17 protein-coding genes are annotated in these 13,165 nt (G+C 70.7%); 12 read left to right on the top strand and 5 right to left on the bottom strand.

Features of this window, described 5'->3' with window-relative positions:
* Positions 1-16: 16 nt before the first annotated feature.
* A complete protein-coding gene (locus tag AWC12_RS09795; protein WP_085173961.1) occupies positions 17-1,438 on the bottom strand; it encodes a site-specific integrase in 1,422 nt (473 codons plus the stop codon).
* A 39-nt stretch (positions 1,439-1,477) separates the two neighbouring features.
* On the bottom strand, positions 1,478-2,056 hold the full coding sequence (locus AWC12_RS09790; protein ID WP_133057323.1) for a hypothetical protein: 579 nt from the start codon (positions 2,054-2,056) through the stop codon (positions 1,478-1,480).
* Between the two features lie 55 nt (positions 2,057-2,111).
* Here AWC12_RS09790 and AWC12_RS09785 point away from each other — a divergent pair, with 55 nt between their 5' ends.
* The 6 genes from AWC12_RS09785 to AWC12_RS09760 all read left to right on the top strand — a co-directional run bounded on the left by AWC12_RS09785 (position 2,112) and on the right by AWC12_RS09760 (position 8,020).
* A complete protein-coding gene (locus AWC12_RS09785; RefSeq protein WP_085174165.1) occupies positions 2,112-2,360 on the top strand; it encodes a helix-turn-helix domain-containing protein in 249 nt (82 codons plus the stop codon).
* An 83-nt stretch (positions 2,361-2,443) separates the two neighbouring features.
* Positions 2,444-4,285 carry an AAA family ATPase gene (locus AWC12_RS09780; RefSeq protein WP_085173957.1) on the top strand — a complete coding sequence of 614 codons (1,842 nt, stop codon included), beginning with the start codon at positions 2,444-2,446 and terminating at the stop codon, positions 4,283-4,285.
* Between the two features lie 703 nt (positions 4,286-4,988).
* On the top strand, positions 4,989-5,489 hold the full coding sequence (locus AWC12_RS09775) for a hypothetical protein (protein WP_085173955.1): 501 nt from the start codon (positions 4,989-4,991) through the stop codon (positions 5,487-5,489).
* A complete protein-coding gene (locus tag AWC12_RS09770) occupies positions 5,486-6,025 on the top strand; it encodes a hypothetical protein (protein WP_085173953.1) in 540 nt (179 codons plus the stop codon). Before AWC12_RS09775 ends, AWC12_RS09770 begins: the two co-directional genes overlap by 4 nt.
* Positions 6,022-6,330 (top strand): hypothetical protein, encoded by a 309-nt coding sequence (locus AWC12_RS09765; protein WP_085173951.1) that lies wholly within the window; start codon positions 6,022-6,024, stop codon positions 6,328-6,330. Before AWC12_RS09770 ends, AWC12_RS09765 begins: the two co-directional genes overlap by 4 nt.
* A 181-nt stretch (positions 6,331-6,511) precedes the next feature.
* Entirely contained in the window at positions 6,512-8,020 is a 1,509-nt protein-coding gene (locus AWC12_RS09760; RefSeq protein WP_234813928.1) for a terminase large subunit domain-containing protein, read from the top strand.
* A gap of 28 nt (positions 8,021-8,048) precedes the next feature.
* On the opposite strand, the gene AWC12_RS09755 is transcribed toward AWC12_RS09760, so the two are convergent.
* From AWC12_RS09755 to AWC12_RS09745, 3 genes are read right to left on the bottom strand one after another with little or no spacing between them, the layout of a single operon-like run.
* Entirely contained in the window at positions 8,049-8,390 is a 342-nt protein-coding gene (locus tag AWC12_RS09755; protein ID WP_085173949.1) for a DUF3703 domain-containing protein, read from the bottom strand.
* A gap of 12 nt (positions 8,391-8,402) precedes the next feature.
* Positions 8,403-9,065, bottom strand: coding sequence for a cation diffusion facilitator family transporter (locus AWC12_RS09750; protein ID WP_085173947.1), 663 nt, complete (start codon positions 9,063-9,065; stop codon positions 8,403-8,405).
* The gene (locus AWC12_RS09745) at positions 9,062-9,421 is read right to left on the bottom strand and encodes an ArsR/SmtB family transcription factor (protein WP_234813939.1); all 360 of its coding nucleotides are present in this window, start codon (positions 9,419-9,421) and stop codon (positions 9,062-9,064) included. The genes AWC12_RS09750 and AWC12_RS09745 overlap by 4 nt, the downstream gene beginning before the upstream one ends.
* A gap of 85 nt (positions 9,422-9,506) precedes the next feature.
* On the opposite strand from AWC12_RS09745, the gene AWC12_RS09740 reads away from it, so the two are divergent.
* The 6 genes from AWC12_RS09740 to AWC12_RS09715 all read left to right on the top strand — a co-directional run bounded on the left by AWC12_RS09740 (position 9,507) and on the right by AWC12_RS09715 (position 13,021).
* Positions 9,507-10,103: a class I SAM-dependent methyltransferase gene (locus AWC12_RS09740; RefSeq protein WP_085173943.1), complete on the top strand. Its 597-nt coding sequence runs from the start codon at positions 9,507-9,509 to the stop codon at positions 10,101-10,103.
* A gap of 132 nt (positions 10,104-10,235) precedes the next feature.
* Positions 10,236-10,469, top strand: coding sequence for a hypothetical protein (locus tag AWC12_RS09735; protein WP_234813926.1), 234 nt, complete (start codon positions 10,236-10,238; stop codon positions 10,467-10,469).
* Positions 10,466-11,182, top strand: coding sequence for a hypothetical protein (locus AWC12_RS09730; protein WP_085173939.1), 717 nt, complete (start codon positions 10,466-10,468; stop codon positions 11,180-11,182). The genes AWC12_RS09735 and AWC12_RS09730 overlap by 4 nt, the downstream gene beginning before the upstream one ends.
* A gap of 9 nt (positions 11,183-11,191) precedes the next feature.
* Complete coding sequence (locus AWC12_RS09725; RefSeq protein ID WP_085173937.1) at positions 11,192-12,007, top strand: hypothetical protein; 816 nt, start codon at positions 11,192-11,194, stop codon at positions 12,005-12,007.
* The gene (locus AWC12_RS09720) at positions 12,004-12,297 is read left to right on the top strand and encodes a hypothetical protein (protein WP_085173935.1); all 294 of its coding nucleotides are present in this window, start codon (positions 12,004-12,006) and stop codon (positions 12,295-12,297) included. Before AWC12_RS09725 ends, AWC12_RS09720 begins: the two co-directional genes overlap by 4 nt.
* Positions 12,298-12,331: 34 nt before the next feature.
* Positions 12,332-13,021: a hypothetical protein gene (locus AWC12_RS09715; RefSeq protein WP_085173933.1), complete on the top strand. Its 690-nt coding sequence runs from the start codon at positions 12,332-12,334 to the stop codon at positions 13,019-13,021.
* The last annotated feature ends 144 nt before the right edge of the window (positions 13,022-13,165 follow it).

Here is a 13,165-nt window from a genome sequence, read left to right as displayed (position 1 = left end):
GGACTCGGCGTGCTAATCACTGCGCCGCCCGCTCGAACAGTGCCGCGCCCGCCGCCCGTAGTTCGGTCGGCTTGACGTGGGTGTAGATGCGGTACGCCACCTCGGGCGAGTGGCCGTGCCAGGCGGCGACGATGTGCACCGGGATGCCTCGGTCGAGCATCAGCGAGACCGACGTGTGGCGCAGTTCGTGGAGCGTGATGCGCCGCAGCCCGGCCCGCTCGCGCAGGCGGTGGAACTCGTCGGTGTAGCGGTCGGGGTGCAGCGGCGTGCCGTCCTCCTGCACCGCCACCAGTCGGTCGTCGGACCACCCGACACCCAGCGCCAGCGCCTCGGCGCGCTGGTGCGTTTTGAGGCTGCGCAGCGCCTCGGTCACGTCCGCCGGTAGCGGCAGTTCGCGTTCCGACCGGCGCGACTTCGGCTTGCCCTCGACCACCTCGCCGCCAACGGACACCCGGCCGCGCAAGACGGCCAACATGCCGGTGTCGAGATTGACCGCCCTCCAACGCAATCCGAGCACTTCCGACCGACGCATCCCGTAGCACGACAACAACAGGCAGGCGAGCAGTCGGTGATCGCGCACCGATTCCGAATCGCGGAACCGCTCGGCCTCGGCCAGCGTCCACGACCGCACTGCGACCTCGGCGTTGTGTTCCGGCTCGGCGGTCGCGGCGCGGTCCTGGGCATCGGTGTCCTTGGGCCGGTCCACCAGAGCGACGACGTTGCGCGGCAGCACGCCCTGGTCGGTGTAGGACTGGACCACCGCGCCGAACGTGGTGAGCGTGGAGCGCACCGTCTGCGGGCTGAGTCCGCGTTCCTCGGCGGCGGCAGCCTCGGGCGCGGCGGGGGCGTAGACACCACGGCGCAGCCGGGTCACCCGCCCGGTTGCCAGGAGGGCGGACAGCGCGGTGTGCACGTCGCCCGGCAGCGCGGCGGTGAGGTCGGCGGCGGTGATGCCGTCGGGGTGCTCGGCCACCAACGCGACCACGCGACCGTTCAGCGAGTCGGCCCGGTAATGGCGGTGATCGGTGCGCGCCGCCGTGAGCATCCAAGCCACCAGGCCGTCCACGTCGGCCTTGGTGAGCGCCTGCAATTTGCGCCCACCTAGGTGGCGCACAACGGGTTTCAGGTCCATCTCGTAGCCGTACTTGGTCACCTGGCGGATGCCCCGCCGCCCGGCCAGCCACGCCTCGCACGCCTCGGCGACCGTGATGGCGGTGGGGCGGTTGTAGGTGCCCGCCGCCACCTCGGAGGTGATGCGGCGGTACTCGCGGCGCGCCTCGGCCAGGGTCCGATAGGTGAACCGTCGGCGGTCGCGGCTGCCGTCGGACTTGGTGCCAACGTCGGCGCGGAACTCGTAGGTGGTCGCGCCGTTGCTGGCGGTGCGCTTGCTGATCGGCTCGGCGCGCCGGGTGCGTTTGGCGGCCTCGGTGGTGGTCATGTCGGTGGTCTCCTCGGTGTGGTTGTGGTCGTCGGTGGGCTAGGTGGTCGTCGTGTCTCGCTGTTGTGGCGGTGGACGTTTCGGCAGCGGCTCGGCGTCGAACCACCCCTCTGCCTTGGCTCGTTTGAGTAGCCGGTCCACAGTCTTGGTGCTGACGTGCAACTCGGCGGCGACGGTGGGGCGCACCGCCTGGCCAAGGGCCAGCGCCCGTTCGGCGATCTGTGCCGCCCGGTAGACGCGCGGGTCGTGGTTCTCGGGTTGGGTTTGGACCTCGGCGGTGTCGTCCACGTAACCGATCTGGCCGCCGAGACGTTCGATCCATTGCGCGGCGGTGACGGCCAGGCGGCGCACCGGGACCGCGCGCACCTCGTCGTAGCCGACCACCGCGCCGTCGTCGGCCAGCATCGTGAGTTCGGTGATGGTTGGGCCGGCTCGGCGGTTCGTCGTCACCCGCACGACGTAGGTGATGGGGTGATCGGCCAGCCGGATCGCCACCCGCTCGTCGGGCCGGGGTGTCCGCCCGAACGGCCCGCTTCGGCTGCCGGGTTTCGGGTCGCGGTCGGCGTAGTCCACCGACTCCACGTCGCCGCGTTGGTGGTGTGGTCGAGTCGTGCGCATGTTGTCCAATCTACAGTCTGGACATTGGACATCGCAATGGCGTCATATGGACAACATGACCACCACAGCCATCACGCCCACGGACGGGGCCGCTTGCCCCTTCATCCGGCGCGGACCCGTCACCGTCGAGTACCTGCGCCACCACCCCACGGTGAGCGCCGAGCAGGCCGCGTTGCTGCTCGGCATCAGCAAGGCGTACACCTACGAACTGATCCACGCGGGCAAGTTGGACGCAATCACGTTGGGGGAGAAGCGTATTCGCGTCAAGTCCATCAGCCTGCTGCGGCTGCTGGGCGAGGACTGACGCACCCCCGAACGCAGCGCGCCCCGGTCCGACAACGACACCGGAACCGGGGCGACTTACCACCGAAGCGAGGACACACCGACATGCCCAACGACAGGGCCGACTCTACCGCCGACCGGCGGGGCGGGGCCACCAACGGCCACCGCAGCGCCGACGATCTGCTGGCAAGCCTGCCCGCCGAGTTCGGCAAGGCCATTTCCAACGGGCACGCCGCTGCCGACGACGACGATGGCCTGACCGACGTGAACGGTCTGCGCCCCGGCGACGAGGGTTACTCGCCGTTCAACCGGCCATCGGTCAACGCCAAGCATGCCGAGGACGCTCGGTATGGGTCGCAATGCGCCGCGACCGTCGTGGGCGGGCTGTACGCCGCCGAGCACGCCGTGGCCACGGGGAAGCTGACGAGGGGCAAGGGCGGTTACGACGCCGTGGCCGCGTTGCGCAGCATCCTGGTGGCCGACGCCCTGGCGCTCGGGCTGATCGACCACACCCCCTCGGAGGCCGACGTGGGGCGGTGGTACGCCGACCGTGGCCAGGAGTGGGAACAGTCCGAGGCCACCGTGCGGCGGGCCGGGTTGCGAGCCGCGACAAAGGGTCTCGACCCCAACCGCAAGGTGGCGTTGACGACCATCGACGCACTCGCCACCGGGGGCGAGCCGTGGGCACTGGCGGTGATCGAGACCGCCCGCGCGGAGAACACCTACGCCGCCGTGATGGGCGACCGCAAGCACCGCCCGGTGTCCCTCACCGCCGCCGAGTTGTGGGAGCGGGGCGCGCCGTCGGACGCCATCGTGGCGTTGCCCGACGCCACCACGGTCGCGCTAGGGGAGTCGGCCCGCATCGTGCGCGCATGGGACGCCGAGGACCGGCTGCGTGCCACCGAGCACGCCCGCGCCACCGAGGCCGCGAAAGCCGTTGCCGCCATCGACATCCCCGGTCGCATCGACCTGGCCACCTACACCCCGCCGGACACCGCGTGGCTGGTGGACGAGTTGATGCCGATGGACGGCAGCCTCGGCCTGTTCGCCGAGCGCAAGGCCGGTAAGACGACCACGGTCGTGGAGTTGGTGCGCGCCGTGCTCGGCGGCGGCGAGTTCCTCGGACGGTTCGCCACCCACCTGCCAGCCGGGGCGCGCGTGGCCCTGCTGGACACCGAGATGACCCCGGCGATGCTGCACCACGAATACACCAAGGTCGGCGTCGATGCCGACAGCCTGACCCGCATCGACCTGCACCCGCTGCGGGGCCGTAGCCGCCTGCTCGACCTGCGCGACGAGACGACGCGGGCGCGGTGGCGCGAGTTGATCGCGCCGGGGTCGGTCATCATCGTGGACTGCCTCTACACCGTGCTGGCTGCGGCGCAGGTCGATGAGAGTTCGGCGCAGGTGTCCGACATCATCGACGGCATCAAGGCGCTGGCCGTCGAGTGCGCCGCCGCCGGGCTGGTCGTCGTCCACCACCTCGGCAAGGACCCCACCAAGGGCGCACGCGGTCACAGCAGCATCGAGGGCAGCGTGGACACGCTGGCCACCATCCGCCTTGACGGCCCGCCCGCCGCAGACACGCCACGGTTGTTCTCGGCCACGGGCCGTCTCGACGTGGACGTACCCGCCGCGCTGCTCTCGCGGGGCGAGGACAACCGGCTGACGTTGAGCGCCAACACCCCCAAGTCCGACCGGGCCAGGGCGGTGGCGCACAAGGACGACGACATCACCTGGTCGCTCATCAACGAGCACCCCGGCCTGTCGCTGCGCAGCTTGGAGGAGTTACCCGCCGAGACGCGCAAGCTGTCGCGGACGCGCCTGCGGCGGTCACTCGAACGTCTCGACACGCTGGGCTACGTGATCAATCAGGGCACCGACCGTCGGCCCGCGTGGCACGCCGCCGACCGCGACGGCAACCCCTACGTCAACCCCGCCGACTGACCCCGGCGCAGTCCGGCGCGCACCGCGCGGCCCGGTCACCGCCCCCGATGCGCGCGGTGGGCGGTCACCCGTGCATCGCCTGCGCGCCGTGGGGCCGATACTCGCCCCGACCTGCGAGAACACCGCCCGCCGGTGACGTGGTGACAACCCCGACATTGACGGGATTAATTGCGCCGGTTGACCTTTGGCGCGCCACCGCGAAACCCCAGGTCGCCGCGCGAGTGCGCCGCGCGTACCCCGCGCACTCGGAAACAGGCTGTGACCTGCGGCAACGCGCACAACACCGTGAATGTCGGGATTCAATGCGCCGGAATGCGCGGGTGTGCGCGGGTCACTACCCCGCGCACTCATAACACCAGGTCAAAGGTTGTTTTCAATTAATAGTGCGCCGAAGTGCGCCGGTTCGCCGACAGGGAGTGTGCCGAGTGCGCCCGGTCTCTATGGGACCGGCGCACTTGGCCATCCCGTGGGCGCAGTCGGTGCAATCGGTCGGCATCGGAGGGCGGTGTAGTGGAGAACCGGGGCGGCGGTGGCGCGACCGGGGGCCGGTAGCCGTGGACCGGGCGGTGATGCGGGCGGGCAGTGGACGCCGACCCACGGCACGCCCGACCGGGGCGGTGGACGCGAAACATCAACGGCCGCACAGTTTCCCGTAGAAGTCGGGGACTGACGAACGTGCACCCTAATGCGGTACTAATGCGGTATGGCACCAACGATGAGCCGCTACGCCAGCCGCGAGCGCGCCAAGGAGGCGTTCGAGATGCGCGCGTCTCGCCACTCCTGGCGCGAGATCGCCGACCGCCTCGGCTACCGCAGCGTGGGCGCGGCGCAGACCGCCGTGGCCCGCCACGTCGCGCGCGAGCGTCGGGAACCCACGACCACCACCGTCGAGGCGCACAAGTTCGGCGTCGAGACCCGTTGCCGCGCGATGAGTCAGCGTTTCGCGGCGGCGTTCCGCAACGGCGACGACGACACGCTGGTGGCGCTCAACCGCGAGATCAGGGCCAACGAGGTCGAACTGGCCAAGCTGGGCGGGTACTACGCACCCGACCGCGTGGACGTGACCGTGGACACCACCCCCGCCCTGGCCACCGCCGAGTGGCTGCGGCAGGTCCGCGAGGCCAGCGCGGCGGCGGTGAGCGGCGGCAACCCCGCCGCCCTCGCGTCGGCAGCCGAGGTCATCGACGCCGAGGTGGTCCGGTGAGCGCGCCGACCCCGGCCGTGGGCGTGCCCGACATCGGTGCCGCCGAGGCGGTGGCCGTGCTGATGCAGGAGGTGTCCGAGGGACGCCTGACCGCCGCCACGATGGCCGACCGCGCCGCCGACCGCTGCCGCGAGGTGTTCGGCACCTGCGACGGGCCAACCGATCCGCTCTGGCCGGTGCATGTCGATGTGTGCCGCGCCGTGCTCGGCCACGGCGGACTCCCGGCCGCCGAACTCGCACAGTGGGCCGCTGTCGCCCGTAGCCGCGAGAATCCCGGCGCGGTGGGCGATCACCCGCCCGCGCCCAGTTCGGACGGCAGCGAGGCGCACGGCCCCGGTTCCGACGATGCTGACGACGACACCGCCGCCGTGCTGAAACTCGTTGTGCCCGTTGCGGACACACTGGACACGGTGGACACCGTGAACAACGAGGACGACGACCTCGCCGACGTACCGCGCGAGGTGCTGGCCGAGGCCGAGGCGGCGGCGCTGGCCGTCATTGACCGATACCGACAACGAGAGGGCGAGACCCGATGACCGACACGACACCCGCCGGGGGTCTCCTCGCGCGCATCCGCGCCAAGCTGGCCGCACCCGATACCGCGCCTGCTGCCGAACCGGCGACCGTCGAGGCCGACCCACCACAACGAGAGCACCTGTTCGGTAGCCAGTACCGCGTCCGCCAGTCGTTCGAGGAGACGATGCGGCAACGCGGATACATGGGTCAGTCCGCATTGCTTCGCCGTCGTCTGGTCGCGGGCGACGACCGCGAGCGGCAGCGCGAAACCGCCACGCGCCGAGCCGGACACACCCCCGGCAGCGTGATGTGGCCGTCCGAGTAGGGGTCACCGACCACCGCGAAGTGGGCCGTTCTTGGGACACCGACAGCCATGCGGCGGAACCTCGGCGGCATCGAAACCGGCTGTGGCCTGCACCGATGTGCTGCCGCCAACCCTGCGACCGTTTGTCGTCCGAGCAAACGGACCACCGACGATGATGCAAAACACCAGGTCAGGAGCTTTCGTGTTCACCGACACCCAGACGGCCGCCCGCGCGCTGGTCGAGGCCGAACACCTCGCGCAACTGCGCGCCCGCCGCGTGCCCGACACGCCGCACGACTTGGGCCGCCGGGTGCTGCCCAACTACCGACTGACCCCGGCGGTGAGCATGGTGGGTCAGGAGATCGACCGGGCCATCCGCGAACCCAACGACCGGCTCATCATCACCATGCCGCCGCGCGAGTCCAAGTCCACCACCGCCGCCGTGCTGGGCACGCTGTTGGCGCTGGCCCGCAACCCCGACACCCGCATCATCCTGGCCAGCTACGCCGACGAACTCGCCGAGAAACACTCACGCGAGGCGCGCCGCCTCATCAACGACCACGGCGAACTGCTCGGGCTGGCCCTGTCGGCGGATAAGTCCAGCGCGGGGCAGTGGACCGTGGCCGGGCGGCGCGGCGGCCTGCTCGCGTCGGGCATCCTGTCCGGCATCACCGGCCACGGCACCGACGGCCTGCTGATCGTGGACGATGCGGTCAAGAACATGAGCGACGCCGACAGCCCGACCCTGCGCCGCCGGGTCGCCGAGGAGTTCCGCGCCACGCTCATGTCCCGCGTAGAGCCAGGCGCGTCGGTGGTCGTCGTCGGCACGCGCTGGCACCCCGAGGACCTGATAGGCACGCTGCTGGCCGAGGAGGGCGACCGCTGGCGGCTGGTCAGCATCCCCGCCGTCGCGGCCGACGGTGTGCCCGATTCGCTGGGCCGCGCCCCCGGCGAGTGCATGGTGAGCGCGGTGGGCCGCACCGCCGCCGACTTCGCCGAACGCCGCCGCAGCCTCGGCGAGCGGGCGTGGTGGGCCGAGTTCATGGGTCTGCCCGCATCGCCCGAGGGCAACGTGATCCGTCAGGAGTGGATCGACCAACACCGCCTGTCGGCCATGCCGTCGGCACTGCTGCGCACGGTCGTCGGCGTGGACCCGTGCGACAGCGGCCAGGGGGACGCGGCGGGCATCGTGGCCGCCAGCCTGACGGCCGAGGGGTCCGTTGTGATTCACCGCGACATCAGCGCGCCCATGACCCCCGACCAGTGGGCCGAGGCGGCGGTGCGGCTGGCCATCGACACCGGGGCCAGCGAGATCGCGGTGGAGTCGTTCGCCGCGCGCGAGGGGTACCTGTCGGTGGTCCGCACCGTCCTGGCCCGGCACACCCCGCCGCACCACATCACCGTGTCGGCGTGGCCGCCGCGCAGCAGCAGCGGCCGGGGCCGGGGCAACGCGATGCAGCGGTCTGCCAAGCTGGTGCAGGGGTTGGAGACCGGCACCACCCGCCTGGTCGGGTCGCTGCCCAATTGGGAGACCGCCGCCGTGAGTTGGCAGGGCGGCGAGCGCGACCACCAGGCCGACAACCTCGCGGCCACCGTCGTCGCGCACGATGTTCTAACCCACGGCGGGCAGATTCGCATTGTCAATCCCGCAGACGTGGCCCGCAGTTCTCACGCCGCGCCACCCGCCTGGATGCGCCGCCGGATCGGTTAACCGCCTGCCCGACACGGCGTGACGCCTTCTATCGGGCTAGTGCGGCGCGCAGGTCGTCGGGAATCGGCATCGGCGTCGTCAGCCCTGCCGCCGTGCGCCCCGTGTTGCCCTCGGGGTACCGGCCAGCGATTGAGCCGGGCGCGGCGACGATGATGCGCACCACCTGACCGATGGCCTCCCGCCGGTCGCGCTGGCGCACGGCCAGGGCGAACATGGCGACGTGGTTGCCGGTGTGCAGCCACGGGTCCGGCTGAGACACGATGTGCGCCCGTTCGAGGTGGTGCCAGCGGGCGTCGTCGGTGGCGGCGGACTTGGCGGCTGCCATCTCGGTGCGATAGACCGCGCGTGCCTTGTCGGTGATGCGGCTCATGGCGCGGTCCTGTCAGTCATCGTCGTCATCGTCGTCATCGTCCTCGACCAGTTCGCCCTCCCAAGCCTCTCTACCTTCATGGATGGCGAACGCGGCGATGACGAAGCCTGCGACGGGATCGAGCCAGGCCGCACCCGTAAGGGCAAACAGACCGACGCCGAGCAGTGTGGAAATGCTCAGTAACACACAGATTTTCGTTTCGGCGGCGTCGGCGAGGATGAGGTTGTCTTTGAGTTGGGTGCCGACCTTCTTCTTGGCGGCTGCCAGCACCGGCATGACGATGATCGACGCCACCAGCAGACCGATGGCCAGCGGCGAGCTTTCCGGTTCCTCGCCGCCGACGAGGCTGCGGATGCCTTCGACGGTGACGTAGGCCGCGAGCAGGAAGAACGTGCTGGCGACCAGTTTGAGGGCGATGCGCTCCTTGCGTTCGTCGGCGTGGCCGTGGCGCAGGCGGGCCGACAGCCGGATGGCGACCAGGACGGCCGCGATGGACTCGATGCCTGAGTCGATGCCGAACCCGACGACCGAGACCAGACCGGCCATGAGCCCGGCGGTGATGGCCACCGCGCCCTCAATGACGTTGTAGCCGACCGTGAATTGAGCCAGGCGCAGCCCCCGACGGGTGAGCCGTTCGGTCTCGGCGGCGGTCAGGGTCGTGTCGGGTGTGCTCATCGAGTCGTCCTATCGGTGCCGTAGGTGGGGCAGAGCGCGACGGCGTTGCCCGTCGCGGCGAGCAGGGTCTCGGCGGCGGCCAGCAGGTCGAGCAGTTCGGGCCGGGCCAGCGAGTAGAACATCTGCCGGCCCTCGGGGCGTCCGTTGACGAGGCCGCAGTCCCGCAGGCACGACAGGTGCGAGGAGACTGTCGATTGCGGCAGGCCGAGCGCCCGCACCAGATCGACCACGCGCGCCTCGCCGCCGCTCAGGTGGCGGACGATCGCCAGCCGGGTTGGATCGGACAGGCCGTGGAACAGGGCGACGGCACCCGCCAGGTCCTCGCGTGAGGTTGGAGGGACGCTACTACTTTTCATCGGCATTTCACGATGATAGCTTTCGATCTGGATTAATCAACTTCTGCCGATGTTAACGGCACGACATGATGAAGCGAGGTATCCGGTGAAGCTCAATGCCATCGAACGGGCTGCGATGAACAACCCCATCCGCGCCGCGCACCAGCACCGTCGGGAAGCGGCGTGGTTCCGCCGCCTGGCCGGTGGCGACCTCGCGGGCCAGGACGTGCTCGAAGTCGGGTGCGGGCGCGGCGTCGGGGCCGAAGTCATCCTCGACCGACTCCACGCCAGCCGGGTCACCGCGTTCGACCTTGACGAGTCGATGGTCGAGCTTGCGCGCCGACGCCTCCACAACCGTCCGGTGTCGCTGACGGTCGGTGATGCCTGCGACATCCAGCAGCCCACCGGCAGCCAGGACACCGTGGTGGACTTCGGCATCATTCACCATGTGCCCGAGTGGCAGGGGGCCATCGCCGAGATCGCCCGCGTGCTGCGCCCCGGCGGGCAACTGCTGTTCGAGGAGGTGCCGCGCCACATGCTCGAAACCTGGGCGTTCCGCACCTTCACCGTGCACCCGCGCGAGAACCGCTTCGACGCAGACGAGTTCGCCGCCGAACTGGCCCGGCACGGTCTGCACGGCACGGCTCGGATCGAGCGTTACCTCGGCGGAATGCTGTTCGTCGGAGCGGCCCGAAAATCCTGATACAGGACCTCGGGATGCACACCAGTTTCCCGAAATTCGCGGGTTATCTTGTTATCCCGCAACCTATTTCGTGACACGCCGGTAACGGCAGCCTCGACCGTCGGTGCACGGTCGGCGTCTATGGTCGCCACTATGCAGACCACATTCCTCACCGACCCGACGGCGCTGAGCCCGGCGCAGTGGTCAGGTCGACTGGCCGCGTACCTCGCGCGCGGTCGTGACAACGACGACCCCGATGTATTGGCCTGCCGAGCGGCTTTGAGCTACTGGCGCGCCCGCCGCGCCATCGACGCCGAGGCCGGTCGCATCGCTCCCGGCCACATCGACGCACTGACGGCCCGGCTCCGCGAGGCGGTGGCCCGATGACCGAGGTGTCTCACGTCATCGCCCGGCGTGGCACCTACGCCGCGCTGTCGGCTCTGCGTCCGCAGCCGCCCCGCCGGTACTCGCAGGCCGAGCACCGCGAGCGGCGGCGCACGGGGCTGACCGTCGGCCAGTACGGCGGCACCTGGTCCCTGGCACGCGAGATCGCCGAGCAGTGCAACCCGTTGGCGCAGCGGATCGCCGACGACGCCCGGCCCTCCCGGTTCCTGCGCTCCACCGCGACGGTGACGTGGCTGGCCGAGGAGGTCCACGAACTGGTCGGCGTCGTCGTCGGGTGGGTGGCCGAGGCCGATGCCCGCCGCCGCACAACGCATCTCGCCGACGAGCCGGGCAAGCGCCGCTACGCCGTCACCACGCTTGTGGACCTGGCACAGCGCCCTGTCTTGCCCACCATCACCGACGAGGACCTGGCCACGGGTGCGTGGGCAGCGGCGTTGGTGGCGATAGCCGAGACCGTCGATGCCGAGTTCTCCACCCTGTTGGCGCAGTCGCACCCGCCGAACGCCGCCCCGCTGCGCGGTCAGCCGTCGCGGTCGGAACTGTTGGCGCGCTTGCTGGCCCGCACCATCGACCACGCCGCGAGCGCCCTGACGCGCCGCCTCGACCGCGACGACCCCGCCGACCATCGCCCGACCAACCAGAACCCCGACGACCGCGCCCGCGCCGATCTGGCCGCAATGGGCATCGACGCATAGGAGACACCGATGACCACCGCCCTACCCGACTTTCCGATGACCACCCACCCCGACATGCTGCCGGTGCGTTTCGAGGCACCGCCGGTCAACCCCGCGCCCGGCGGTCTGTACTCGACGGTGTTCTGGACCGAGGTGGGCACCGACGAGGCCAGCCGTCACCTGACCGGGGTGGAGGTTCGCGGCGCGAACTTCCCCGGCGACCAGGTGGGCGTATGGGATGCGCCGTGGTGTGGCGTTCCCGCCCTGGACGGCGACCGCAAGCAGGGCGAGCGGGGCGGCATTCTCGACCCGTTCGACCCGCTGGTGGTGTGGGCGTTCGATTCCTGCGACCTGACCGAGCCGTCGCGCCGCGAGGTGGAGCAGCGTGCCGCGCAGGCGATGCGTCTGCGGGAGTCGGTCGTGGTGGCCCGACAGTTCGCCGCCCGGCTGCTGGTCGATGCCGCCGACCTGGACGCCACCCCGGCGGTGCCCGACGTGGTGGCGGCACTGGCGCACATCGAGGCTGAGTTCGCCGAGGCCAACGTGGTCGGTTACGTCCACGCCTCGCCCGCGTGGCTGCCGGTGTTCGTTGCCGCTCAGCTCATCACGCGGGCGGGTGCGCGGTGGACGACGCCGGGCGGGCACGCGCTGGTGTTCGACGGCGGTTACCGGGCCGGGCTGGGCGACACCATCGTGGCCATCAGCGCGCCGCTGTTCGGGTGGCGGGACGTGCCGCAAGTGCGCACGGCGGCGGATGAGCGCCACAACGTCTACGTAGCGGTGGCCGAGCGGTCGGTCCTGGTGGCCTACGAGGCCGTGGTGGCAGCGGTGGAGATCGCACCGTGACGACGACCGCGACCACCGACGACCTCGCCTCCTGCTGGCGCTGCGGCGGGCCGTGCCTGACCTACAAGGGCAGCGTCCACGGCTGGACGTGCCAGGGGTGCCTCGCCCAGTACCTCGAACAGAGCGCGGCCAAAGCCGACGAACGCGACCGCAGGGAACGCCAGAAGAACGCGCGCAAGTTGTTGCAACGCAACGAAACAGAGCCATCGGTCATGGCGAACGGTCGGCGTCGGGACGGTGGTGGGCCGGATGTGTTCCGCACCCCCGTCCCGGCGTCGGCCCCAGCGTGACGACCCCGCCAACACACCCAGAGAGGACACCACCATGACCGCCGAGCCGACCATCACCCTGGCCGACCTCACCGCCGTGGCTGAACAGGTCGCACGGGCGGCCCTCGCCGCCGCTACGGCCCGCCCGAGAGTCCCCGCCGCTGCGACCCGGCCCAGCACGCCGACCACGCCGAGGCCAGCGCCCGCACCCAAGCGTCCGCCGACCGTGGCTGATCTGACCGCCCGCCAGCGGCAGCACCTCGAAATCTGCGTCCATGAGGCGGGCCACGCCGTGGCGGGCGTGGTGCTCGGCGCACAACTCCGCACCGCCGTGGTGTCCGACAGCCGAGTGTCGGGGGTGGAGGGGCTGACCAGCTTCTCGGACAGCCCGCACGGGCGTGACCAGGAGATCGCCTACGCCGGGCCGTGGGCACAAGCGCGTTGGCGTGCCGGTGGCCGTCGCCCGACGCAACGGGAGATGTTCGCGCTGTTCGACGGCGGCGGGCGTAGTGACTGCGGTGTGCTGACCGCCGCTGGCGGCACTCACCTCGGGCACGCCGTGCAACCCGTCATCGAGCGCGCCTGGCCCGCCGTGATTCGCGTGGCCAAACAGCTTCACCGCACCGGGGAGGTCACCCAGACCGCCGTGTGTGAGGCGCTGGGCATCACCGACGGAGGCGGGCCGGGCAGTTCGCAACTGGCCGGACTGCGGGCCGGTATGCGCCCCGTTCCGCCCCTGACCTGACGACCGACCACAACCACGCGGGGCCACCTCACCAACGACAACGAGGAGACACCGTGACGACGACAACGACGACCGCGCAGGACACCCGTCGCCTGCAATTCCTGGACGACTACTGCCCCCGGTGCAACCCTGCCGGGCACCACG

The organism is Mycolicibacterium iranicum, assembly GCF_002101705.1.
Taxonomy (GTDB): Bacteria; Actinomycetota; Actinomycetes; order Mycobacteriales; family Mycobacteriaceae; genus Mycobacterium; species Mycobacterium iranicum.
Note: the sequence above shows the minus strand (reverse complement) of the source record. Positions and strands in the feature narration are given on the sequence as shown.

Excerpts from the sequence above, each read along its gene's own strand:
- AWC12_RS09750 (WP_085173947.1), bottom strand. The coding sequence starts at position 9,065 with ATGAGCACACCCGACACGACCCTGACCGCCGCCGAGACCGAACGGCTC.
- AWC12_RS09725 (WP_085173937.1), top strand. The coding sequence starts at position 11,192 with ATGACCACCGCCCTACCCGACTTTCCGATGACCACCCACCCCGACATG.
- AWC12_RS09795 (WP_085173961.1), bottom strand. The coding sequence starts at position 1,438 with ATGACCACCACCGAGGCCGCCAAACGCACCCGGCGCGCCGAGCCGATC.
- AWC12_RS09765 (WP_085173951.1), top strand. The coding sequence starts at position 6,022 with ATGACCGACACGACACCCGCCGGGGGTCTCCTCGCGCGCATCCGCGCC.
- AWC12_RS09780 (WP_085173957.1), top strand. The coding sequence starts at position 2,444 with ATGCCCAACGACAGGGCCGACTCTACCGCCGACCGGCGGGGCGGGGCC.
- AWC12_RS09785 (WP_085174165.1), top strand. The coding sequence starts at position 2,112 with ATGACCACCACAGCCATCACGCCCACGGACGGGGCCGCTTGCCCCTTC.
- AWC12_RS09775 (WP_085173955.1), top strand. The coding sequence starts at position 4,989 with ATGGCACCAACGATGAGCCGCTACGCCAGCCGCGAGCGCGCCAAGGAG.
- AWC12_RS09790 (WP_133057323.1), bottom strand. The coding sequence starts at position 2,056 with ATGCGCACGACTCGACCACACCACCAACGCGGCGACGTGGAGTCGGTG.
- AWC12_RS09735 (WP_234813926.1), top strand. The coding sequence starts at position 10,236 with ATGCAGACCACATTCCTCACCGACCCGACGGCGCTGAGCCCGGCGCAG.
- AWC12_RS09755 (WP_085173949.1), bottom strand. The coding sequence starts at position 8,390 with ATGAGCCGCATCACCGACAAGGCACGCGCGGTCTATCGCACCGAGATG.
- AWC12_RS09730 (WP_085173939.1), top strand. The coding sequence starts at position 10,466 with ATGACCGAGGTGTCTCACGTCATCGCCCGGCGTGGCACCTACGCCGCG.
- AWC12_RS09745 (WP_234813939.1), bottom strand. The coding sequence starts at position 9,421 with ATGAAAAGTAGTAGCGTCCCTCCAACCTCACGCGAGGACCTGGCGGGT.
- AWC12_RS09715 (WP_085173933.1), top strand. The coding sequence starts at position 12,332 with ATGACCGCCGAGCCGACCATCACCCTGGCCGACCTCACCGCCGTGGCT.